This window comes from Sphingomonas sp. (genome assembly GCF_036388435.1).
GTDB lineage: Bacteria > Pseudomonadota > Alphaproteobacteria > Sphingomonadales > Sphingomonadaceae > Sphingomonas.
The window spans coordinates 74,882-97,384 of record NZ_DASVRV010000025.1 but is presented as its reverse complement, the minus strand read 5'-3'; the positions used below and the strand labels follow the sequence as shown (position 1 = coordinate 97,384).

Annotated in this window: 24 protein-coding genes; 15 read left to right on the top strand and 9 right to left on the bottom strand. The window is 70.1% G+C overall.

What is annotated here, in order from left to right:
* Nucleotides 1–3 precede the first annotated feature (3 nt).
* The 4 genes from VF592_RS06175 to VF592_RS06160 all read left to right on the top strand — a co-directional run bounded on the left by VF592_RS06175 (nucleotide 4) and on the right by VF592_RS06160 (nucleotide 3,780).
* On the top strand, nucleotides 4–978 hold the full coding sequence (locus tag VF592_RS06175; RefSeq protein WP_414714163.1) for an ATP-binding protein: 975 nt from the start codon (nucleotides 4–6) through the stop codon (nucleotides 976–978).
* Between the two features lie 86 nt (nucleotides 979–1,064).
* Nucleotides 1,065–2,729, top strand: a complete 1,665-nt coding sequence (locus VF592_RS06170) for a magnesium chelatase subunit D (protein WP_414714167.1) — start codon at nucleotides 1,065–1,067, stop codon at nucleotides 2,727–2,729.
* A complete protein-coding gene (gene bchO, locus VF592_RS06165) occupies nucleotides 2,726–3,604 on the top strand; it encodes an alpha/beta fold hydrolase BchO (RefSeq protein WP_331004735.1) in 879 nt (292 codons plus the stop codon). Before VF592_RS06170 ends, bchO begins: the two co-directional genes overlap by 4 nt.
* On the top strand, nucleotides 3,601–3,780 hold the full coding sequence (locus VF592_RS06160) for a hypothetical protein (RefSeq protein WP_331004734.1): 180 nt from the start codon (nucleotides 3,601–3,603) through the stop codon (nucleotides 3,778–3,780). The genes bchO and VF592_RS06160 overlap by 4 nt, the downstream gene beginning before the upstream one ends.
* Here the strand turns inward: VF592_RS06160 and VF592_RS06155 are convergent.
* Nucleotides 3,727–4,632, bottom strand: coding sequence for a hydratase (locus VF592_RS06155; RefSeq protein WP_331004733.1), 906 nt, complete (start codon nucleotides 4,630–4,632; stop codon nucleotides 3,727–3,729). The two genes, VF592_RS06160 and VF592_RS06155, sit on opposite strands and share 54 nt — an antisense overlap.
* Complete coding sequence (crtD, locus tag VF592_RS06150) at nucleotides 4,560–6,113, bottom strand: 1-hydroxycarotenoid 3,4-desaturase CrtD (RefSeq protein WP_331004732.1); 1,554 nt, start codon at nucleotides 6,111–6,113, stop codon at nucleotides 4,560–4,562. The genes VF592_RS06155 and crtD overlap by 73 nt, the downstream gene beginning before the upstream one ends.
* Nucleotides 6,114–6,172: 59 nt before the next feature.
* Between crtD and VF592_RS06145 the strand changes: the two genes are divergently transcribed.
* From VF592_RS06145 to VF592_RS06095, 11 genes are all read left to right on the top strand, one after another.
* Nucleotides 6,173–7,300 (top strand): methyltransferase, encoded by a 1,128-nt coding sequence (locus VF592_RS06145; RefSeq protein ID WP_331004731.1) that lies wholly within the window; start codon nucleotides 6,173–6,175, stop codon nucleotides 7,298–7,300.
* Between the two features lie 91 nt (nucleotides 7,301–7,391).
* A complete protein-coding gene (gene bchC, locus VF592_RS06140; RefSeq protein WP_331004730.1) occupies nucleotides 7,392–8,318 on the top strand; it encodes a chlorophyll synthesis pathway protein BchC in 927 nt (308 codons plus the stop codon).
* Nucleotides 8,315–9,298 (top strand): chlorophyllide a reductase iron protein subunit X, encoded by a 984-nt coding sequence (locus VF592_RS06135; protein ID WP_331004729.1) that lies wholly within the window; start codon nucleotides 8,315–8,317, stop codon nucleotides 9,296–9,298. Before bchC ends, VF592_RS06135 begins: the two co-directional genes overlap by 4 nt.
* A gap of 56 nt (nucleotides 9,299–9,354) precedes the next feature.
* On the top strand, nucleotides 9,355–10,824 hold the full coding sequence (gene bchY / locus VF592_RS06130; protein ID WP_331004812.1) for a chlorophyllide a reductase subunit Y: 1,470 nt from the start codon (nucleotides 9,355–9,357) through the stop codon (nucleotides 10,822–10,824).
* Complete coding sequence (gene bchZ, locus VF592_RS06125; RefSeq protein ID WP_331004728.1) at nucleotides 10,821–12,266, top strand: chlorophyllide a reductase subunit Z; 1,446 nt, start codon at nucleotides 10,821–10,823, stop codon at nucleotides 12,264–12,266. Before bchY ends, bchZ begins: the two co-directional genes overlap by 4 nt.
* A 136-nt stretch (nucleotides 12,267–12,402) precedes the next feature.
* Nucleotides 12,403–12,567, top strand: coding sequence for a light-harvesting antenna LH1, beta subunit (gene pufB, locus VF592_RS06120; RefSeq protein WP_331004727.1), 165 nt, complete (start codon nucleotides 12,403–12,405; stop codon nucleotides 12,565–12,567).
* Between the two features lie 41 nt (nucleotides 12,568–12,608).
* Nucleotides 12,609–12,788 (top strand): light-harvesting antenna LH1, alpha subunit, encoded by a 180-nt coding sequence (pufA, locus tag VF592_RS06115; RefSeq protein WP_331004726.1) that lies wholly within the window; start codon nucleotides 12,609–12,611, stop codon nucleotides 12,786–12,788.
* A gap of 125 nt (nucleotides 12,789–12,913) precedes the next feature.
* Nucleotides 12,914–13,738, top strand: a complete 825-nt coding sequence (gene pufL / locus VF592_RS06110; protein ID WP_331004725.1) for a photosynthetic reaction center subunit L — start codon at nucleotides 12,914–12,916, stop codon at nucleotides 13,736–13,738.
* A gap of 14 nt (nucleotides 13,739–13,752) precedes the next feature.
* Entirely contained in the window at nucleotides 13,753–14,727 is a 975-nt protein-coding gene (gene pufM, locus VF592_RS06105) for a photosynthetic reaction center subunit M (RefSeq protein ID WP_331004811.1), read from the top strand.
* The gene (gene pufC / locus VF592_RS06100) at nucleotides 14,724–15,836 is read left to right on the top strand and encodes a photosynthetic reaction center cytochrome PufC (RefSeq protein ID WP_331004724.1); all 1,113 of its coding nucleotides are present in this window, start codon (nucleotides 14,724–14,726) and stop codon (nucleotides 15,834–15,836) included. Before pufM ends, pufC begins: the two co-directional genes overlap by 4 nt.
* Nucleotides 15,837–15,900: 64 nt before the next feature.
* Complete coding sequence (locus VF592_RS06095) at nucleotides 15,901–17,151, top strand: DUF3422 domain-containing protein (protein WP_331004723.1); 1,251 nt, start codon at nucleotides 15,901–15,903, stop codon at nucleotides 17,149–17,151.
* Between the two features lie 33 nt (nucleotides 17,152–17,184).
* On the opposite strand, the gene hemA is transcribed toward VF592_RS06095, so the two are convergent.
* Genes hemA through puhA form a run of 7 tightly spaced genes read right to left on the bottom strand, consistent with a single transcriptional unit; the run spans nucleotide 17,185 to nucleotide 22,494 of the window.
* Entirely contained in the window at nucleotides 17,185–18,408 is a 1,224-nt protein-coding gene (hemA, locus tag VF592_RS06090) for a 5-aminolevulinate synthase (RefSeq protein WP_331004722.1), read from the bottom strand.
* 14 nt (nucleotides 18,409–18,422) lie between these two features.
* Nucleotides 18,423–19,226, bottom strand: a complete 804-nt coding sequence (gene puhE / locus VF592_RS06085; protein WP_331004721.1) for a putative photosynthetic complex assembly protein PuhE — start codon at nucleotides 19,224–19,226, stop codon at nucleotides 18,423–18,425.
* Complete coding sequence (acsF, locus tag VF592_RS06080; RefSeq protein WP_331004720.1) at nucleotides 19,223–20,308, bottom strand: magnesium-protoporphyrin IX monomethyl ester (oxidative) cyclase; 1,086 nt, start codon at nucleotides 20,306–20,308, stop codon at nucleotides 19,223–19,225. Before acsF ends, puhE begins: the two co-directional genes overlap by 4 nt.
* Entirely contained in the window at nucleotides 20,305–20,601 is a 297-nt protein-coding gene (locus tag VF592_RS06075) for a hypothetical protein (protein WP_331004719.1), read from the bottom strand. The genes acsF and VF592_RS06075 overlap by 4 nt, the downstream gene beginning before the upstream one ends.
* Entirely contained in the window at nucleotides 20,598–21,095 is a 498-nt protein-coding gene (puhC, locus tag VF592_RS06070; RefSeq protein ID WP_331004718.1) for a photosynthetic complex assembly protein PuhC, read from the bottom strand. Before puhC ends, VF592_RS06075 begins: the two co-directional genes overlap by 4 nt.
* Nucleotides 21,092–21,727: a photosynthetic complex putative assembly protein PuhB gene (gene puhB / locus VF592_RS06065; RefSeq protein WP_331004717.1), complete on the bottom strand. Its 636-nt coding sequence runs from the start codon at nucleotides 21,725–21,727 to the stop codon at nucleotides 21,092–21,094. The genes puhC and puhB overlap by 4 nt, the downstream gene beginning before the upstream one ends.
* Nucleotides 21,724–22,494: a photosynthetic reaction center subunit H gene (gene puhA, locus VF592_RS06060; RefSeq protein WP_331004716.1), complete on the bottom strand. Its 771-nt coding sequence runs from the start codon at nucleotides 22,492–22,494 to the stop codon at nucleotides 21,724–21,726. The genes puhB and puhA overlap by 4 nt, the downstream gene beginning before the upstream one ends.
* Between the last annotated feature and the right edge of the window lie 9 nt (nucleotides 22,495–22,503).

Sequence of the window (22,503 nt, the reverse complement as noted above, 5' to 3'; positions counted from 1 at the left end):
CGCATGTCCTTTCCCTTTTCCGCGATCGTCGGCCAGGACGAGATGAAGCAGGCGCTGATGATCGCCGCCGTCGACGCCCGGATCGGCGGCGTGATGGTGTTCGGCGATCGCGGCACCGGCAAATCGACCGCGGTGCGCGCGCTCGCCGCGCTGCTGCCGCCGATCCCGGCGGCGGAGGCGGGCTATCAGGACGGCAGCCCCAGGCAGGGAAGCGTCCCGGTGCCGTTCGTCGACCTGCCGCTGGGCGCGACGGAGGACCGGGTGGTCGGCGCGCTCGATCTGGAACGCGCGCTGGGGGCGGGGGTCAAGGCGTTCGAGCCGGGGCTGCTCGCGCGCGCCAATGGCGGGTTCCTGTATATCGACGAGGTGAACCTGCTGGAGGATCACATCGTCGACCTGCTGCTCGACGTCGCGGCGTCCGGCGAGAACGTCGTCGAGCGCGAGGGGCTGAGCGTCCGGCACCCGGCGCGCTTCGTCCTGATCGGCAGCGGCAACCCGGAGGAAGGGGAATTGCGCCCGCAGTTGCTCGACCGGTTCGGGCTGTCGGTCGAGGTGCGGACGCCCCAGGAACTGAAGCAGCGCGTCGACATCCTGAAACGCTGCGACGCGTTCGACCGCGAGCCCGCCGCGTTCGTCGAATCCTGGGCGAAGGCGGAACGCAAGACGTTGAAGCGGATCGCGCGCGCGCGCGCGGCGCAGGCGGGCGTGGTCGTGTCCGACGCGGTGCTGACCTTCGCGTCGCGGCTGTGCATGGCGGTCGGGGCCGACGGGCTGCGCGGCGAGCTGACGCTGATCCGCGCGGCGCGGGCGCTGGCCGCGCTCGACGGTGCGGCCGTCGCGACGGCGGATCATGTCGCCGCGGTCGCGCCGATGGCGCTGCGCCACCGGCTGCGCCGCAACGTGCTCGACGAAACCGGATCGACTGTGCGGATCGAGCGCGCGCTGGAGGATCTGGCCCGAAAAGACCCGGCCGCGTGACGGCGTCGCGTGACGGGGCGCCCGACCCGTTGCCCGATGCGCTGATCGCCGCACGCCTGTGCGCGATCGACCCTGGCCTCGGGGGCATGATCCTGCGCGGCGGCGACGCGGCGCGCGACGCGGTGATCGACGCGGTGCGCGCCGGCCTGGCCGATGGTGCCCCGCTGCGACGGATGCCGGCGAATATCGACGACGACCGTCTGCTCGGCGGGATCGACCTGACCGCGACGCTGGCACTGGGCCGGCCGGTGACGCGGACGGGATTGCTCGTCGAGGCGGATGGCGGCGCGCTGGTGGTGCCGATGGCCGAGCGGCTGTCCGACGCGCTCGCCGGGCGGCTGGCGGCGGTGCTCGACACCGGCGAGATGGTGACCGAGCGCGACGGCGCGACGCTGCACGGGACCGCGCGGTTCGTGCTGGTGGCGCTGGACGACGGGGCCGAGGCGGACGAGCGACCGCCGGCGGCGCTGGCGGAGCGGCTCGCCTTCTGGATCGACCTGTCCGCCACGGCGATGCGCGCCCCCGAGCCGGCGGCGGCGTCCGACCCGCAGCGACCGGGGGTTTCTCAGGGGGAGCCGGCGGAGGTCCGGGGTGACGGGACGATGGCGCCGCCGTTGGACCCCGCTATTCTCGAAGCCCTAGTCGTGACCGCCGCCGCGCTCGGCATCGATTCGATCCGCGCGCCGTTGTTCGCGGTGCGCGTTGTGCGCGCGTCGGCGAGGCTCGCCGGCCGCGACCGCATCGCCGACGAGGACGTCACCCTGGCCGCGCGCCTCGTCCTCGCGCCCCGCGCCACGCGGCTGCCGAGCGCGGCCGACCGGTCGGAGCCCGAACCGCCGCCGCCGCCGCCGCCCGAGAATGACGGCGGCGAGGAGGAACGGGGCGAGCCCGCGCCGATCGAGGATGTCGTGCTCGCCGCGGCGCTGGCGGCGCTGCCCAGGGACGTGCTGGCGCGGATCGCCGCCGGGCGCGGGCGCAAGGTCACGCGGGCGAGCGGTGGCGGCGAGCGGCGCAAGTCGGCCGCGCGGGGCCGGCCGATGGGGACGCGGGCGGGCGTTCCGGGCGGCGGCCTGCGGCTCAGCCTGATCGACACGCTGCGCGCCGCCGCGCCGTGGCAGAAACTGCGCGGCGGGGCGGGGCGGATCCGGATCCGCCGCGACGACCTGCGCATCCGCCGGTTCGAGACGCGGGCGGAGGCGGTGACGATCTTCGCGGTCGACGCGTCGGGCTCGTCGGCGCTGGCACGGCTGGCCGAGGCGAAGGGCGCGGTCGAGCTGCTGCTGGCCGAAGCCTATGTCAAACGCGCGCAGGTCGCGCTGGTCGCGTTTCGCGGGACCGCGGCCGAATTGCTGCTCCCGCCGACGCGGTCGCTGGCGCGCGCGCGGCGGTCGCTGGCCGAGCTGCCGGGCGGCGGGGGGACGCCGCTGGCGGCGGGGCTGAACGCGGCGCGCGAACTGGCGGAAGCGGCGCGCGCGCGCGGGCGGACGCCGTTCGTCGTGGTGCTGACCGATGGCCGCGCCAACATCGCCGCCGACGGCAGCGCGGTGCGCGCGCTGGCGGAGGCCGACGCCACCGCCGCCGCCCGGGCGATCGGCGCGGCGGGGATCGCGGCGGCGTTCGTCGACATCTCCGCGCGGCCCCGGCCGGAGGGGGCGGCGCTGGCGGCGGCGATGCGCGCGCGCTACCTGGCGCTGCCGCGCGCCGATGCCGCCGCGATGCACGCGGCGGTCAGCGCCGCGCGGGCCGGATGAGTTCGGCCCCGCGCTGGGCCGTCGAGGGCCGGGACTGGCCCAATGCCGAGCATAGCCGCTTCGTCGATACCGGCCGGCTGCGCTGGCATGTGCAGGTGATGGGCGCCGGCCCCGTGCTGCTGCTGCTCCACGGCACCGGGGCCGCGACGCATAGCTGGCGGGCGCTGGCGCCGCTGCTGGCGTCGGGGTTCACGGTCGTCGCGCCGGACCTGCCAGGGCATGGCTTCACGGCGGGGCGTCCGGCGGGCGGGCTCGGGATGTCCGCGATGGCGCGCGCGGTGGGGGAGTTGGTCGGGGCGCTGGACCTGCCGCCGCACGCCGTGGTCGGTCATTCGGCGGGCGCGGCGATCGCGATCCGCATGGCGATCGACGGCGCCGCCCGCCCGGCCGCGATCGTCGGCCTGGGCGCCGCGCTGCTGCCCTTTCCGGGGCTGGGCGCGAAGCTGTTCCCGACGCTCGCGCGGATGCTGTTCGTCAATCCGTTCGCGCCGCATCTGTTCGCGCGCATGGCGCGCACGCCGGGCGAGACCGCGCGGTTCCTGGCGCGCAGCACCGGGTCGACCATCGATGCCGAGGGCGTGCGGTGCTACGAGCGCCTGTTCGCGACGCCCGGGCATTGCGCGGGCGCGATCACGATGATGGCGGACTGGGACCTCGAATCGCTCAAGCGCGACCTGCCGCGCCTGGAGGTGCCGTCGCTGCTCCTCCACGGCGACGGCGACGCGGCGATCCCGCCGGGGAATGCGCAAGGAGCGGCGGCGATGATCGCGGGCGCGCGGGTGACGCCGCTCGCCGGGCTCGGCCATCTGGCGCATGAGGAGCGGCCGGTCGAGGTCGCGGCGCTGATCCGGGACTTCGTGGGAGAAGGGCGATGAGCGACCATCTGTTCGGCATTCTCGACCTGGGGATCGTCGTCGTCGCGGTGCTCGGCCTCGCCGTCTGGCAACTCGTCTCGATCACGCGCGAGATCGCGCGCGACCAGGCGGCGAAGGCCGATTCACCAGAAGGCGCGGGGCATCCGATAGGGGAGCATCGACTGGACGATCGGTGAGCGGAAGCGGCCGAGCGACAGACTTTCGTGCACCGCCTGGATGTCCTCGCCGAACAGACGCGTCGCCAGCGCGGTGCGGGCATAGAAGGGCGCGTCGATCCAGGTCTTGATCACGCGCGGGGCATAGCCGGCATCGGCGCGGGTCGCGCGGTTCACCAGCCAGCCGGTGCGCGGCAGCCGGGCGGGCGGCGGCTGGACGACATCGTGCCAGCGTCCCTGCCCGTCGAATTTCAGCGCCAGGTCGAACGGGGCGCCACCCCGTCGCCGCCCCTCGTACAGCACCGCCACGTCCCTTTTCAGGTGCGCGCGCGACCAGTGCCAGTCGTCGAACCCGGCTTCCAGCGGCTCGTCGCCGAAATTCGAATCGAAATACCCGTCGCCCGACCAGCGCACCCCGGGATGCGACATCTCGACGGACACGCGCGCGCGCGGCGCGACCGGGTGCCAGCGATGCCGCCCGGCGGGATCGAGCATGAACGCCGTCGTGCCGATCATCTCCGGGCTGACCCGCACCGTGCCGCGCACGCGATAGGGCAGGGGGGCGGAGATCTCGTCGATGTCGATGACCAGCGTATCGCCGTCCCAGCGCATGCTGCTGGGACCGACCGCGAAATGATCGGCGCCGCGGTCGACGCGCGTCGCGGGACGTTCGGTCATCGCCCAGGCCCTGGCGCGCGGGCCGCTGAGCGAGACGTTGATCGCGCAGTGATTGTCGGGTCGTCCGCGACCGCTGAGCTTGTAATAGGGGGAGAAGACGCTGCCGACGAAGGCGATGATCGTCAGCCCGTGGGCACCGTCCGCGCTCGTCGCGTCGATATACCACCAGGCATAGCCGTCCGGCCGGACCGCCACGTCGAAGCGCGGTCCCTGAGCAGGCATGCGGCGGCTAGCCGGCCGGAAAGCGCCGCCATCGGGACGCCCGCGCCGGGGTGGGTGCTCCCGCCCGCGCAATAGAGCCCAGGGATCGCTGTCCGGCTGCCCTGCCGGCGGAATGAGGCCGCCCACCCGTGCGAGGCCGGTCCATAAAGGGCTCCACCCGTCGACGGAAACAGCCGCGCGAAGTCGTGCGGCGTCGTCAGCACCGTCGAGGGCGCCAGGTCGAGCGAAAGTCCCGCCCGCGAAACGCTGTCCAGCATATGCCGCCTGCATGTGTCGATCTCCGCTGCGTTTAGGGGAGCGCCGTCGCCGGTGGCGGGCGCGTTGACGATGATCTGGAGCCGTTCGGGGCCGGCCGGCGGGGCGCCGCCGTCGTCGCGGTCCTGGGCGCAGACATAGACGCTGGGCGCATCGGCCAGCCGGCCGGCGGCGAGCGCGGCGAATTCCGCGGGGTAGTCGTCCGAGAAGAAGACGTTGTGGCGGCCGAGCGGAAAGCCCGACACCTCGGCCCGCGCGGTCCATACCAGCGCGCTGAGCGAGCGGCGGCGGGGCGGCATCGGCCTCGTCGCGCGCCGCACCGCGGGTCCGAACGCGCCCGCGGCGATGGCGGCGGGATCGGCGTTGCACACCACGGCGGTCGCCACGATCCGCTCCCCGCTGGCGAGCATCACCCCCGCCGCGCGGCCGCGCTCGACCAGGATTTCGCGTACCGGGGCCCCGTAGCGGAAACGCACGCCGTTTCGCCGTCCGAGCGCTTCGACCGCCAGCGCCAGCCGGTGCATGCCGCCCTCGATCAGCCACACGCCGCACGCCTCGACATGCGCGATCAGCATCAGCGTCGCGGGACAGGCGAAGGGCGACGATCCGCTATAGGTGGCGTAGCGGCCGAACAATTGCCGCAACCGCGCATCCGCGAAATAGCCGCCCAGCGCCCGCCACAGCGAGGTAAAGGCCTTGAGGTTGCGATAATCGGGAAAGCCGCGCGCGCCCATCCGCCAGCCCAGCGTGATCGGGTCGGTCTTGCCGCCGTGAAGAAAGGGTCCGTCCAGCGCCTCGAACAGCCGCCGGGCCTCGGTGCGAAAGGCGCGAAAGCCGCGCGCCTCCGCCGCGCCGGCGAAGTCGCCGATCGCCGCCTCGCTCGCCGCCGGATCGGCGAACAGGTCCAGCCGCGCCCCTCCCCAGGCATGGCGGGCGAGCGTCGCCGCCGGCCGCATCGTCAGATGATCGTCGAGCGCGCCGCCGCACGCGGCGAAGATATCGTCGAACACGCCGCGCATCGTGAACACGGTCGGACCGCCGTCCACCGCCGCGCCGTCGACGGTCACCGCGCGCAGCTTGCCGCCCGGATGCGCGGCCGCCTCGACCAGCGTGACGTCGCAGCCGCGCGCGGCGAGCAGGGCGGCGCCGACCAGCCCGCCGATCCCGCCTCCGATGACGACCACCCCCCCGTCCGGCATCGCGCCGCTTCCTCCCGCCGATTGACGCCGGGATATCATGTGTCCAGAAAACTAGACACATGATTTCGTCTATATCCAAAGAATTCTCGTGGCGCCGACGCTGGATCGGCTGGCGCAACCGGATGCTCGCCTCGCCGCGCTTCCAGCGGATGGCCGTCCGTTTCCCGCCGACCCGGCCGGTCGCCCGTCGCCGCGCCCGCGCGCTGTTCGACCTCGTCGCGGGCTTCACCTATTCGCAGATCCTGGCGGCGTGCATCGACACGGGGCTGCTGGAGGTGCTGGCCGAGGGGCCACAGGACGCAGCGGCGATCGCCGCGCGGATCGACCTGCCGGTCGCAGGCGCCGAACGGCTGTTGCACGGCGCGGCGGCGCTGGGGCTGGCCGAGCCGCTGGGCGACCGATGGGTCCTCGGCGCGGACGGCGCCGCGCTACGCGGCAATCCCGGCATCGGCGAGATGGTCGCGCATCACCGGCTGCTCTACGCCGACCTCGCCGATCCGGTGGCGCTGCTGCGCCGGGGCGGCGGGGGCGGAGCGCTGTCGGGCTTGTGGCATTATGCCGAGGCGGCGGGCACCGGCGACGCGGCGGCGGTCGCGGCCTATTCGGCGCTGATGGCGGCCTCGCAGCCGATGGTCGCCGCGCAGGCGATCGACGCCTATCCCTTTCATCGCCACCGCCGCCTGCTCGACGTGGGCGGCGGGGAGGGGGCGTTCCTGGCCGCGGTCGCCGCGCGCGTTTCCGGCATCGACCTCGGGCTGTTCGACCTGCCCGCCGTCGCCGAGCGGGCGCGAACGCGGTTCGACTCGGCCGGCCTTCGCGCGCGCTCGACGACGTTCGGGGGCGATTTCCTCCGGGACCCGCTCCCGCACGGCTATGACATCGTGTCGCTGATCCGCGTCCTGCACGATCACGATGATGCGCCCGCACTGGCGCTGTTGCGCAACATCCACGCCGCCTTGCCGCCCGGCGGCACGGTGTTCGTCGCGGAGCCGATGGCGCGGACGCGTGGGGCCGAGGCCGTCGGCGACGCCTATTTCGGCTTTTACCTGTTGGCGATGGGATCGGGCCGGCCGCGCGGCAGCGACGAGATCGCGGCGATGCTGCGGGAGGCGGGCTTCGTCCGGCCGCACGTGCTGACGACTGCGATGCCGCTCACCGCGAGCGCGATCGTCGCAATTCGCGGATAAGTGTCCAAACAAGTTGACATGATGAACCGTCAACCTAAGAATACAGTTGCGATCGGGCCTATTCCGACCTGGCGCGGCAGGGGATGAGTGTATGGACGCTGTCGCGGTCATACTGGAAGCGCCCGAACGGCTCGCCTTGCGAACGCTGGCGCTGTCTCCGATGGCTGCCGGCGACGTTCGGGTCGAGATCGACTGGAGCGGCATCTCCTCGGGCACCGAAAAGCTGCTCTGGACCGGCCGGATGCCGAATTTCCCCGGCATGGGCTACCCGCTGGTCCCCGGTTACGAGTCGATCGGTCGGGTCGTCGATGCCGGCGCCGATGCGCGCGGGCGGATCGGCCAATGGGTGTTCGTCCCCGGGGCCGACTGCTTTCGCGACGCCCGCGGCCTGTTCGGCGGCACGGCGCGTCACGTCAACCTGCCCCAGGCGCGCGCCATCCCGATCCGCGAATCGCTGGGCCGCGACGGCATCCTCCTCGCGCTCGCCGCGACCGCGCATCATGCGATCGCCGCGGGCGGCATACCCGAACTGGTGATCGGCCACGGGATCCTCGGGCGGCTGATCGCGCGGATCGCGGTCGCGACCAGCGGCGACGCCCCGCTGGTGTGGGAAACCAACCCCGCCCGCCGCGACGGTTTCGGCTATGCGGTCGTCGATCCGAGCGCGGACGAGTGCCGCGACTACCGGGCGATCTGCGACGCGAGCGGCGCCGTGGACGTGCTCGACACCGCCTTCGCCCGGCTGGCCAAGGGCGGCGAGGTCGTGCTGGCGGGATTCTACGACCGTCTGTCGTTCGCCTTCCCGCCCGCCTTCATGCGCGAGGCGCGGATACGCATCGCCGCCGAGTTCACGCCGGCGGACATCGCCGCGGTCGTCGGGCTGCTCGACATCGGACTGCTCGAACTCGGCGGGCTGATCAGCCACGCGCGCCCGGCGACCGAGGCCGGCGACGCTTATCCCCAGGCGTTCACCGACCCCGATTGCCTGAAGATGGTCCTGGACTGGAGAACGATATGAGCATGTTCGATCCGGGACCGCTCCGCGAGGAAGCGTCCTTCGAACCTGATCCCGTGCCGACGGGTCCGGTGACCAAGACCACGCAGATCATCGCCATCTACGGCAAGGGCGGCAGCGGCAAGTCGTTCGCGCTGGCCAACCTCAGCTACATGATGGCGCAGCAGGGCAAGCGCGTGCTGCTGATCGGCTGCGACCCCAAGAGCGATACGACCAGCCTGTTGTTCGGCGGCAAGTCGACCCCGACGATCATCGAGACCAGCTCCAAGAAGAAGCTGGCGGGCGAGGAGATCGGCATCGAGGATGTCTGCTTCCAGCGCGACGGGGTGTTCGCGATGGAACTTGGCGGGCCCGAGGTCGGCCGCGGCTGCGGCGGGCGCGGCATCATCCACGGGTTCGAGACGCTGGAGAAACTGGGCTTCCACGAATGGGGGTTCGATTACGTCCTGCTCGATTTCCTGGGCGACGTGGTGTGCGGCGGCTTCGGCCTGCCGATCGCGCGCGACATGTGCCAGAAGGTGATCGTCGTCGCGTCCAACGACCTGCAATCGCTCTACGTCGCCAACAACGTCTGCAAGGCGGTCGAGTATTTCCGCAAGATGGGCGGCAATGTCGGCGTCGCGGGGATGATCCTGAACAAGGACGACGGGACCGGCGAGGCCAATGCGTTCGCCGAAGCGGTCGGCATCCCGGTGCTCTGCGCGATCCCCGCCAACGAGGACATCCGCAAGAAGAGCGCCAACTATCAGATCATCGGCAAGCCCGGCGGGCAATGGGCGTCGCTGTTCGAGGAACTCGCGGTCAACGTCGCCGAAGCGCCGCCGCTGCGGCCCACCCCGCTCGATCAGGACGGGCTGCTCAACCTGTTCAGCGCCGACATCACCGGCGCGGACTTCACGCTCAGGCCCGCGACCCAGGCCGATATGCGCGGCGCGGCCTATGTGACCAAGCCGAGCCTCGAAGTCGTGTACGACACGGTCTGACGGTGACCACCGACACCCCTCCCCGCGATCGCGACCGGATCGACCTGACGGCGTCGATGCCCGAGGGCGGCTGCTCCTCCGGCGACACGCTGCGCGCCGCCGCGATCACCGCGGGCAAGTCCGACATCCTCGATCGCTACGCCGCCGACTATCCCAAGGGCCCGCACGACCAGCCGCAATCGATGTGCCCGGCGTTCGGATCGTTACGCGTCGGCCTCAGGATGCGCCGCACCGCGACCGTGCTCTCGGGCTCGGCCTGCTGCGTCTACGGGCTGACCTTCACCGCGCATTTCTACGGGGCGAAGCGCAGCGTCGGTTACGTGCCCTTCTCGTCCGAGACGCTGGTCACCGGCAAGTTGTTCGAGGACATTCGCGACGCGGTCCACGAGCTCGCCGATCCGGTGCTCTACGACACGATCATCGTCACCAATCTGTGCGTCCCGACCGCGTCGGGCGTGCCGCTGCAATTGCTGCCCGACCAGATCAACGGCGTGCGTGTGATCGGCATCGATGTGCCCGGCTTCGGCGTGCCGACCCATGCCGAGGCCAAGGACGTGCTCGCCGGCGCGATGCTGGCCTATGCGCGCAAGGAGGCCGAGGTCGGGCCGGTGGCGGCGCCCAAGACCCGCGCAGACCGCCCGACCGTGACGCTGCTGGGCGAGATGTTCCCCGCCGACCCGCCGGGCATCGGGCTGATGCTCGAGCCGCTGGGCCTGGCCGCCGGTCCCGTCGTCCCCACGCGCGAATGGCGCGAGCTTTATTCGGCGCTCGACTGCGCGGTCGTCGGCGCGATCCACCCCTTCTACACCGCCAGCATCCGCGAATTCGAGGCGGCGGGACGCAAGGTCGTCGGCTCGGCGCCGGTCGGGGCGGACGGCACCGCGGCGTGGCTCGACGCGATCGGATCAGCGTGCGGCGTCGCGCAGGGACTGGTCGACGCGGCCAAGAACCGCTTCATTCCCGCGATCCGTGCCGCGCTCGCCGCCAAGCCGATCGCCGGGCGGATCACCGTCTCGGGTTACGAAGGCTCCGAACTGCTGGTCGCGCGGCTGCTGATCGAAAGCGGGGCGGACGTCCCTTATGTGGGCACCGCCTGCCCGCGCACGATCTGGTCCGATCCCGATCGCGAATGGCTGGAAGCCCATGGGACCCATGTCCAGTACCGCGCCAGCCTGGAACAGGACATCGCCGCGGTCGAGGAATATGGCCCCGACCTGGCGATCGGCACCACCCCCGTCGTCCAGCATGCCAAGCAGAAGGCGATCCCGGCGCTCTACTTCACCAACCTCATCTCGGCCCGGCCGCTGATGGGGCCGGCGGGGGCGGGGAGCCTGGCGATGGTGGTCAACGCCGCGCTCGCCAACCGGCACCGGTTCGACAAGATGACCGCGTTCTTCGCGGGCGTCGGCACCGGCGCCACCGCCGGCGTGTGGGAGAAGACCCCGGTCGACCGCCCCGAGTTCAAGGCCAAATTCGCCGCCAAGCGCATCGCCGCCGCCAAGGCGGAAGAGCATATCGGCACATGACCCTCATCATCGATCATGACCGCGCGGGCGGCTATTGGGGCGCGGTCTACGCGTTCACCGCGATCAAGGGATTGCAGGTCATCATCGACGGTCCGGTCGGCTGCGAGAACCTGCCCGTGACCTCGGTGCTGCATTACACCGACGGCCTGCCGCCGCACGAGCTGCCGATCGTCGTCACCGGGCTGGGCGAGCAGGAACTGGGCCGCGACGGGACCGAGGGCGCGATGAAGCGCGCCTGGGCGACGCTCGACCCCGACCTCCCCGCGGTCGTCGTCACCGGCTCGATCGCCGAGATGATCGGCGGCGGCGTGACGCCCGAGGGCACCAATATCCAGCGCTTCCTGCCGCGCACGATCGACGAGGATCAATGGCAGTCAGGCGACCGCGCGCTCACCTGGCTCTGGACGCAGTTCGGACCGAAGAAGGTGCCCGTCCTGAAGCCCTTGCGCGAGGGCGAGAAGCCCAGGGTCAACATCATCGGGCCGATGTACGGCAGCTTCAACATGCCGTCCGACCTGGCCGAGATCCGCCGGCTGATCGAGGGCATCGGCGCGGAGGTCGGCATGACCTTCCCGCTCGGCAGCCACCTGGCCGACGTGAAGAAGCTCGCGCTCGCCCAAGTGAATGTGTGCCTGTACCGCGAATTCGGCCGCGGCCTGTGCGAGGCGCTGGAGCGGCCCTACCTCCAGGCGCCGATCGGGCTGGAGAGCACGACGCTGTTCCTGCGCAAGCTGGGCGAGCTGACCGGGCTCGATCCCGAACCGTTCATCGAACGCGAGAAGCACACCACGATCAAGCCGCTCTGGGACCTGTGGCGCTCGGTCACCCAGGATTTCTTCGGCACGGCCAGCTTCGGCATCGTCGCGACCGACACCTATGCCCGCGGCATCCGCAAGTTCCTGGAAGACGATATGGGCCTGCCCTGCACCTTCGCGGTGTCGCGCTGCGCGGGGGCGAAGTCGGACAACCAGTCGGTCAAGGACATGATCCGCGATACCCCGCCGCTGGTCCTGTTCGGCAGCTTCAACGAGCGCATGTACATGGCCGAGGCGGGCGGGCGCGGCGTCTATATCCCGGCGAGCTTTCCGGGCGCCGTCATCCGCCGCCACACCGGCACGCCGTTCATGGGCTATGCCGGCGCCACCTATCTGGTCCAGGAAGTGTGCAACGCGCTGTTCGACGCGCTCTTCCACATTCTTCCGCTTGGCCGTGATCTCGACAAGGCCGAGCCGACGCCGGCGCGCATCGAGCGCGAGATCGGCTGGGACGACGCGGCCAAATCCGAATTCGACGCCGTCGTCGAGCGCGAACCGGTGCTGGTCCGCATCTCCGCCGCCAAGCGCATTCGCGACGCCGCCGAACGCGCCGCGCGGCGTGCCGGCGAGCCCTCCGTCACGCAGGAGCGCCTGGCGCTCGCGATCACCGAAAGCCGCGGGGCATGACCGCGGCCAGATTTTCCCGCCCGATCCGTCGCGGATTCGGGCGGACCAATGATCCCGTGGGCATCACGCCCGCGCGGATGCCGCGGGGAAGTGCGTTTCACGCTCCTGTCCTCGTCGGGAACAACGGAGACGTGACATGAGCGACGTAAGACATACGGACGAAAGGATGGGGCCGGGTAACTATCTGACCCCCGAAGAGGCCAAGGAATTCCACAAGCTGTTCATGATGAGCTTCATCATCTTCACGCTGGTGGCGGTCGGCGCCCATATTCTGGTGTGGATGTGGCGGCCCTGGCTCTGACCGGCTGACATCCGCGACCCTCAAGAAAAAGGAACCACATCATGTGGAGAGTATGGCTCATCTTCGACCCGCGACGTTCGCTGGTCGCCTTGTTCATCTTCCTGTTCGTACTGGCGCTGTTGATCCACTTCATCCTGCTCAGCACGAACAAGTTCAACTGGCTCGACGGCCCGCGCACCGCGCCGATCGCGGCGAACGCGCCTGCCGCCACGGGGACCTGAAGGGCCCCGAGCGAGCGATTTCGAGTGGATGGTTCCGTCCCGCAAGGGCCGGGCCCGCCCACTCGAAATGGAATATTCTCCGAAAAGGCGATCAGCTGCCAAGGTAGCGGTCGAGAGGTGTGGGCATGGCGCTGCTGAGCTTCGAGCGAAAATATCGGGTCAGGGGTGGCACGCTGATCGGCGGCGACCTGTTCGACTTCTGGGTCGGCCCCTTTTACGTCGGGTTCTTCGGCGTCATCACCGCGATCACCGCCTCCTTGGGCACCGCGCTGATCTTCTACGCCGCCTCGCTGGGCCCGACCTGGAATCCCTGGCTGATCAACATCGCCCCGCCCGACATCAGTTACGGGCTGGCGCTGGCGCCGCTGCGCGAGGGGGGGCTGTGGCAGATCATCACCGTCTGCGCGATCGCGGCGTTCACGTCCTGGGCGTTGCGGCAGGTCGAGATCTGCCGGAAGCTCGGCATGGGCTATCATGTGCCCTTCGCCTATGGCTTCGCGATCTTCGCCTATGTCAGCCTGGTGGTGATCCGCCCGTTCATGCTGGGCGCCTGGGGACACGGCTTCCCCTACGGCATCTTCAGCCATCTCGATTGGGTGTCGAACACCGGCTATCAATATCTGCATTTCCACTACAATCCCGCGCACATGCTGGCGGTCAGCTTCTTCTTCGTGACGGGGGGCGCGCTCGCCTTTCACGGCGCGCTGGTGCTGTCGTCGGTCAATCCGCCCAAGGGCGAAGCCGTCAAGTCGCCCGAATATGAGGACGCCTTCTTCCGCGACACGATCGGCTATTCGATCGGCACGCTGGGCATCCACCGGCTTGGACTGTTCCTGGCGCTGTCGGCCGGCTTCTGGAGCGCGATCTGCATCATCATCTCCGGCCCGCTATGGACCCGCGGCTGGCCCGAATGGTGGACGTGGTGGCTCAACCTGCCGATCTGGTCTTAAGGAGCGAACAGATGATGCTGCGCTATCAGAACATGTTCACCCAGGTGCAGCTGCGCGGGCCGTTGGAGGCGGGACCGCCGCTGGCGCCGGGCAGCTTCGCACGGGGCGATCTCAGCACCTACAATTACTGGGCCGGCAAGCTCGGCGCCGCGCAGATCGGGCCGATCTATCTCGGCAAGCTGGGCCTCGCCTCGCTCGTCTGCGCCTTTCTGGCCTTCGAGATCATCGGCCTCAACATGTGGGCCAGCGTCAACTGGGACCCGATCCAGTTCGTCCGGCAGCTGCCCTGGCTGGCGCTGGAGCCGCCCGGACCCGAATGGGGCTTCACGCCCTTCGTGCCGCTGGCCCAGGGCGGCTGGTGGCAGATGGCGGGCTTCTTCATGTCGAGCGCGCTGATCCTGTGGTGGCTGCGTACCTTCCGCCGCGCGCAGGCGCTGGGCATGGGCAGCCACGTCGCCTGGGCGTTCGGGGCGGGCATCTTCCTGATCCTGATCCTGGGCTTTGTCCGCCCGCTGCTGATGGGCAGCTGGGCGGAGGCGGTGCCGTTCGGCATCTTCCCGCACCTCGATTGGACCGCGGCCTTCTCGATCCGCTACGGCAACCTGTTCTACAACCCGTTCCACTGCCTTTCCATCGTGTTCCTATACGGGTCGACGATGCTGTTCGCGATGCACGGGGCGACGGTGCTGGCGACCGGCCGCTATGGCAGCGAGCGCGAGATCGAGCAGATCACCGACCGCGGCACGGCGTTCGAACGCGGCATGTTGTTCTGGCGCTGGACGATGGGGTTCAACGCGACCGCCGAATCGATCCACCGCTGGGCGTGGTGGTTCGCCGTGCTCTGCCCGCTGACCGGGGGCATCGGCATCCTGCTGACCGGCACCGTGGTCGACAATTGGTATCTGTGGGGCGTGATCAACGGCATCGCCCCGACCTACCCCGACACGGGCGTCCTCGATCCTGCCACCCTGCCGGGAGCGGTGCAATGAACCGACACGTCACCCTGAGCATCGGCGCGGCGGCGGCGGCGCTGCTGGCCGGCTGCGAGCCCGGCGCGAAGATGTCGACCCAGACGGGCTTTCGCGGCACCGGGCTCGAACAGATCGTCGATGTCAGCAGCATCAAGGAGGCCGCGGCCATCCCGCCCGAACCCTATCCGCTGCCGCCCGACGGCGGGCCGACGGCCGCGGAAACCTATCAGAACGTGAAGGTGCTGGGCGCGGTCAGCGCGGAGCGGTTCAACCATCTGATGGCCGCGATGACCCAGTGGGTCGCCCCGCCGGAACAGGGTTGCAACTATTGCCACAACCCGGAGAACATGGCCTCCGACGAGAAATACACCAAGATCGTCGCGCGGCGCATGCTGCAGATGACGCGGACGATCAATTCGCGCTGGTCCAGCCACGTCCAGAAGACCGGCGTCACCTGCTACACCTGTCACCGCGGCAATGCGGTGCCGGAGAATGTCTGGGCGCTGGCGCAGAACACGCTCGATCCCGGCACGATCCGCGGCAACAAGCGCGGCCAGAACACCCCCGATCCCAATGTCGGCTATGCGTCGCTGCCTTCCGATCCGTTCGCCGCCTATTTCCAGGGCAAGGGCAATATCCGCGTCGCGTCGGACCAGGCGCTGCCGTCGCCCGATCATGTCGTGTCGATCAAGGATGCCGAGAAGAGCTATGGGCTGATGATGCACGTCAGCACCGCGCTGGGCGTCAACTGCACCTATTGCCACAACAGCCAGTCGTTCCGGGCGTGGAACCTCAGCCGGGCGCAGCGCGGCACCGCCTATTACGGCATCCGCATGGTCCGCGACGTGAACGAGAACTACATCACCTCGCTCCGGTCGGTGTTTCCTGCGAACCGCAAGGGCCCGCACGGCGATCCGTACAAGGTCAATTGCACGACCTGCCACCAGGGCCTGGCCAAGCCGCTGGGCGGGGTCAGCATGATCGCGCAGGCGCCGGCGCTGAAAGGCCCGCCGATGCTGACCGCCGCGCCGGAAGTCGGTCCGGCGGCGGCGGTGCCCGCGGCCTTCAACGATCCGGCGGAGATGACGGACAGGACCGAACCGGCGACGGCCACGTTGCGCAAGTGACCCGCCCCCGCGCCGCTTTCACCGGAAGTGGCGCGGGCTTCGCGGGGAGAGCGGGCTGGGCGGCATGATCGCCAGCCACCCCCTGCGCACCGCGATCTCCGAGGAGATGCACGTCCGCCGGCTGCCGCGGTTCGCGGCGCCCTGCCGGCTGATGCAGGTCGTGACCGTGCTGGGCGAGAAGCAGGGGGACGCCGCGCGACGCCATGTCGAAGCGCTGGCGGAAACCGGGCGGGCGCGGGTGCCGATCGCCGACAAATACGCCGTGCTGGAGCTGGGCGACACGACTCTGGTCTGGGAACGCCATACCGAATTCGCCAGCTACACGCTGCTGCGCGAGGGTCCGTTCGACGCCCCGTTCGACCCCGGTCATTTCGAGCCCCGCCTGACCGCGCTGCTGGCCGACATGCCCGGCGAGGTCCTGCGCGCGACGCAGATCGCGGTCGTCGCGCGCGGTGCGCCCGACCCGACGCCGGCCGCATGCGAGGCCTGGTTCTCGTCGGAGGCGACCGTCGTCTGCGACGTCGCCGACGGCGCGGCGCGGGTCCTGTCCGACTTCCGGCTGCACGCCGACGGCTATGGCCGGCTGCTGGTGCTCGACCGCGACCTGGCGGGCGACGAACCGGCGCAACTGGTGCAGCGGTTGCAGGAACTCGGCAACTACCGCAACGTGGCGCTGCTCGGGCTGCCGCTCGCGCAGCGGCTGACGCCGGCCGTCACCGGCCTCGAAATCCGGCTCGCCGATCTGACCCGCGCCGTGTCGGAACGGACGTCCGAGGACGACAGGCTGCTCGACGAACTCACCTTCCTCTCGGCCGAACTCGCCCGGCTGGTCGCCGACACCCGCTATCGGATGAGCGCGACGCGCGCCTATGCCCAGCTCAGCGGCGATCGGCTCGCCTCGCTTCGGATCGGCGGGGTGCGCGGGCATCAGACGCTCGCGGACTTCACCGAACGCCGGCTGACCCCGGCGGTGCGGACGTGCGACAGCTTCTCCGCGCGGCTGGAGGACCTGTCGCAGCGCGCGGCGTGGACCAGCGAACTGCTCCGCACCCGCATCGACATCGCCCTGGCCAAGCAGAATCGCGATCTGCTGACATCGATGGATCGCCGCACCCATCTGCAACTCCGCCTGCAACAGACGGTTGAGGGGCTGTCGGTGGTCGCGATCAGCTATTATCTGATCGCGCTACTGGGCTATGTCTTCCATGCGGTGCCCGGACTGCCCCACGACGCGGCGATGGCGGCGGCGGTCCCGCTCGTCCTGGCCGGGGTCACGCTGGCGCTATGGAAGCTGCGACGCGGCCTGCACGACTGACGCGGGCCACGCCCGCGCCGGCCCGCCCTCGTCCTACGCCGCCATCTCCTGCCGGGCGAGCGCGCATTGCGACCAGATCTCGCTCAGCGCCTCGACCAGCCGGTCGATGTCGCCGTCGGTATGCACCGGCGACGGCGTGATGCGCAGCCGCTCCGTACCCATCGGCACCGTCGGATAGTTGATCGGCTGGACGTAGATGCCGTGATTGACCATCAGCCAGTCGCTGATCATCTTGGCGTGATGCGGGTCGCCGACCATCACCGGGATGATGTGGCTGGGGTTGGGCAGGTGGGGGATGCCCATCGCGTCCAGGCGCTGGCGGACGATCTTGACCCGGTTCTGGTGCCGCACGCGCTCGATCTGGCTGTCCTTGAGGTGCCGGATCGACGCTACTGCGCCGGCCGCCACCGCCGGCGGCAGCGCGGTCGAGAAGATGAAGCCGCTGGCGAAGCTGCGGACGAAATCGCACAGGTTCCGCGATGCGGTGATATAGCCGCCCATCACCCCGAACGCCTTGCCCAGCGTCCCCTCGATCACGTCGATCCGGTGCATCAGCCCCTCGCGTTCGGCGACGCCGCCGCCTCGCGGGCCGTACAGGCCGACCGCGTGGACCTCGTCGATATAGGTCAGCGCGCCGTGCTTCTCGCACACGTCGAGGATCTCGGCGATCGGCGCGATGTCGCCGTCCATCGAATAAACGCTCTCGAACGCGACCAGCTTGGCGCGGCCCGGCGCGACCTGCGACAGCAGCTCGTCCAGATGGGCCACGTCGTTGTGGCGCCACCGCTTGCACTCGGCGCGGCTGTGGCGGATGCCCTCGATCATCGACGCGTGGTTGAGCGCGTCCGACAGCACCACGCAATCGGGCAGCCGCGACGCCAGGGTGGAGAGCGCCGCCCAGTTCGACACATAGCCCGAGGTGAAGATCAGCGCCGCTTCCTTGCCGTGGAGATCGGCGAGCTCGGCCTCCAGCAGGACATGCTGGTGATTGGTGCCCGAGATGTTGCGCGTGCCCCCCGCGCCCGCGCCGCAACGGTCCAGCGTCTCGTGCATCGCGTCCAGCACCTTGGGATGCTGGCCCATGCCCAGATAGTCGTTCGAGCACCAGACGGTGACGTCCTGGACCTGGCCGTCCTCGGTCCAACGCCGGGCGCGGGGGAAGCTGCCGGCCTGGCGCTCCAGCTCGGCGAAGACGCGGTAATTGCCCGCTTCGCGAAGGCCGTCGAGCTGCTCCGCGAACACCAGATCGTAGTTCATCCTACCCTCCCCACTCAGTCGACGATGGCGGCTCGGGCCGCCCTGTTATCGTTGTTGCTGTCGTTGCCGATCTTGTTCGATGCCCAGCGGAACATCTTCGCGTCGCGCATCGGCAGCACAAGGAACAGATGCTCCACGACGCCGAGCACCGCCAGCCCGGCGAGCAGCGTCCCGCACGCCGCCGCGCCGCTGCCGGCGGGCGCCGCTTCGGCGCTCAGCCAGGCCCAGACGGCCAGGCCGCCGCCGAACGCGATCGACGCCGGAAACAGCGGGTTCATGGCCCGTGTGCGGAAATAGCTTTTCAGATAGGCGAGATGCTCGGGAAACACCTCGTCGCTCAGATTGGGCACGCCCAGGAACAGGTTGAACTTGGCCGACAGCCGCAGGACGAACAGCAGCAGGAAGGTCAGCGGGGCGGCCTGGTTGGGCTCGCCCCAGGTGATCGCGAACAGGAGCGCCGCGGTCGCGGCGATCGCCAGTTCATGGTGGATGACGGTCGCGGTCGCGGCCTTGAACCGCGTCCAGCCGACCGCGCCGGGCGGGCAGGGCGCGCGGTTCGGCCCCGCGACCTCGCCCATCAGGAAGCTCATCTCGTGCCAGCCCCAGATCAGGATCGCCGCGCCGAAGCCCAGATAGGCGCCGCCCTGGGTCGTGCTGCCGGCATGAAGCCGGACGAGCACCATCGCCGCCACCGCCACCAGCCCGGCCAGCGCCAGGCTGGTGCGGAACGTCGCGCGCGGGCGGCTGTCGAGCCACACGATCGCGGCGGTGCCGATGAACCACATCAGCAGCGCGAACAGGAGCGGCGGCAGGGTCACCAGGCCGGGACCATCCGGACCGTGGCGGGGGCTTCGTTCCGTTTGACCGGGGTCAGGTACAGCCGCACGAACGCGGCCGCGGCCGCGACCGTAAGCCCGGCGCGCTTGACCGCGCCCGTCACGCCGCCCTGCTTCTTCGCCGCGTCGATGCCGCCGGCGATCCGCCGCATCCGCTCCAGCCCGCGCGCGAAGCGGGGGCTGTCGGTGTCGAGCACGACCGGGAACACCTGGCGCGTGATCTCCGAACAGATGGTGAATACCCGCCGGTCATATTCGGTCGGGTCGATGCCCAGCGCCTTGTGAAAGGCGGGGCGGTTGTGGTCACGCACGTACATCGTCGCGTAGACCGCGACCAGAAAGAAGCGGATCCACAATCTGTTGACGCCGCTCAGCAGCGTGGGATCGGTGCGCATCAGGATCGCGAAGGCGTCGCCGTGCCGGAACTCGTCGTTGCACCAGAGTTCGAACCAGTTGAAGATCGGGTGGAACCGCAATTCGGGGTGCCGCGCCAGATGGCGGAAGATGGTGATGTAGCGCGCATAGCCGATCTTCTCGCTGAGATAGGTCGCGTAGAAGATGAATTTCGGTCGGAAATAGGTGTATTTCTTGGTCCGTGTCAGGAAACCCAGGTCGATGCCGATCCCGGCGTCCTTCAGCGTGTCGTTGATGAAGCCGGCATGGCGGCTCTCGTCGCGGCTCATCAGCTTGAACAGCTGCTTGATGTCGGGGTTGGTCACGCGCTTGGCGATCTCGGCATAAAGGATGCAGCCGGAGAATTCGGCGGTCAGCGAGCTCACCAGGAAATCGGTGAACTCCTCGCGCAGGCCGTCGGGCAGGCTTTCGATCACGCCGTCGAACGCCTCGGTCCGCTTGAAATGGAGGCGGTTGGGATCGTCCGCCATCTCCTTGATCAGCGCGTCCCATTCGTGGCGGACGCCCGACACGTCGACGCGGTCCATCGCCGCGAAATCGGTGGTGTAGAAGCGCGGGGCGAGGACGGTGTCCTCCCGCGCGGCCTTCAGCGTCTCGATATCGGGTCCTTGGCCGATCGGGCGGGCCTTGATGGCGGCATGGGCGTTCATACGGTGGTCCGATCGCTGAAACTGACTTCGTAGAGTTCGGTCATCTCGAAATGGCCGGCGAATTTGGTCCATAGCCGCTCCATCGTGCTGGCGCGTTCGACGGTGGCGATGCGTTCCACCACGCGTCGCTCGCCGAAGCCGACGCTGATCGGGGCGCCGTGGACGCGCACGCGGTCGCCGGGGCCGATCTCATAATCGTCGGCGAGCACCACATTGGCCCGGCAATATTCGTCGCTGAGTTCGACCTCGACGCGGCACGGCGTGTCGAAGCTGGTGCGGCGCAGCGCGATCATGAGGTGCTCCCCCTGGACGTGCCCGGCAGCAGCGCGGCGAAGGCGGCGCGGTTGCTCGATCCGAACGCGGTCATCTCGATCGACCGGCCGGTGGCGCTGTCCGTCAGCGACAGCTGGCCGTCGCGCCACAGCGTCAGGGTGAAGGGCGGCCGGTCGCCGATGCCGTGCATCCGCCGCTCGCGCGCCAGGCCGCGCATCACGCCGCGGATGAAGCCGGTCTGCTCGCCGGGCGCGATCACCGACACGACGCCGCCGGTCTTCCCGCCGACATCCTGGATGACCACCGCCCCGTCGGCGCGATCGACGAAGCGCAACGACCGCGACGCGATCACCGGGGTCCCCGCCTCGGCCCGCAGCGCCGCGGGCGAGGCGGCGGGAGGGATGCCGGCGACGCGCACGATCGCGGTCGCGGCGAAGGCGAAGAACACCAGTCCGGCCGCGAGGATCAGCGTGCCGCGCGGCAGCATGTCGGGCCGGCTGCGGGTCGTACTCATGCCGCCCGTGCCTCCGCGAAAGCGGGCATGGGCGCGTCCGGCGTTTCCCGCACGGCGATCCGCCCGTCGCCGGCGACCGCCAGGCAGGTGCGCGCGATCGTCGCGGCGACGGTCGCCGCGTCGGGGACGGCGCGCAGCATCGGTTGCGGCCGGGCGATCCGCACGGGCCGGGCGTGGGGCCAGAGCGCGAGATAGCCGAGCCTGGGAGCGCCGGTCAGGGTCAGCGGCACGTCGCCGGTGCCGTCGGCCCGCGCGGCGAGATCGACCGAGGCGATGGTGCCGAGCGGCAGGTTGATGCACTTGGGCACCGCCATGCCGATCCGCATCACGATCCGGCGATTGGTGAGCGTGTAGATCGTCGTCCGCGCCGAGCCCCAGGCCAGCAGGTGCAGCAGCGCGACCCCGACGGTGCCGAGCGTCGCCGTCATGGCGAGGCCGGTCGGGTCGCCGTTCGTCAGCGCGAACCCTCCCGCGATCGCCGCCAGCACGCCGAAATAACCGGCGATCAGCCGCGTGTGGAACGCGGTGCGCGCGAGCGCGCGCCAGTCCGGCGACCCCTGCCACAGGATGCGTTCGCCCGGCGGCAGCAGTCCGGGCAGGCCGGGGATCGGTTCATTGTCATATTCGGTCACAGAAACGGCTCCTGCCGACTCTCATTGGCGTAGAGATAGCCGCCGCCGAAATAGGCCTGCACCCGTTCTTCCTCGTACAGCGTGATCTGGCTAGCGGATTCGAGCCGCGGCACCCCGGCGAACCGCGCGGCGTTGAGTGCGTCGACGACGACGCGGCGGCGGCGACGATCGACCTTGGCCATCATGATCGGCACCAGCGCCGGGCCGCCCTCGCCGGCGAGCTGCATGTAGCGGACCAGGCGGTCGGCCTTGTCGATCCACAATTCCGCCACGGTCCCGGCGACGAGACCGTCGGCACCGATGACGGGCCAGCCCGTCAGGCCGGGATCGGGCGCGGCGATGGTGTATTCCGCCGCGGCGCTCAGCGGGACGATCCGCGGATGGCCCTCCATGTCCAGATCGGGATGCTTGGCGCGGTTCGCCCAGGCGGCGGGACCGATGCCGTCGACCAGCGGATCGCCGGTCGGCGCATAGGGGGCGCCCGCGAAACGATCGGTGAGCCGCGCGGCGATGGCGAACGGATCGCGGCCGCCTCCGGGGGGGGCGGTCACGGTGCCATGGCCGAAGGGCAGCAGGAAGGACTTGGGCGACGCGGTCGACAGAACGCCGCCGGGCCGGCGGATACGGCCCGAAATCTCCTCTTCCAGCGGATAGCCCTCGCGCCGGTCCTCGCGGCGCAGGTAGAAGACCAGGCCGACGAAGAACAGGACGAACGCCCAGAACACCAGAAGGGCGACATCGATGCCGGGGGTGAGATCGGGATGCATGGACGTGCC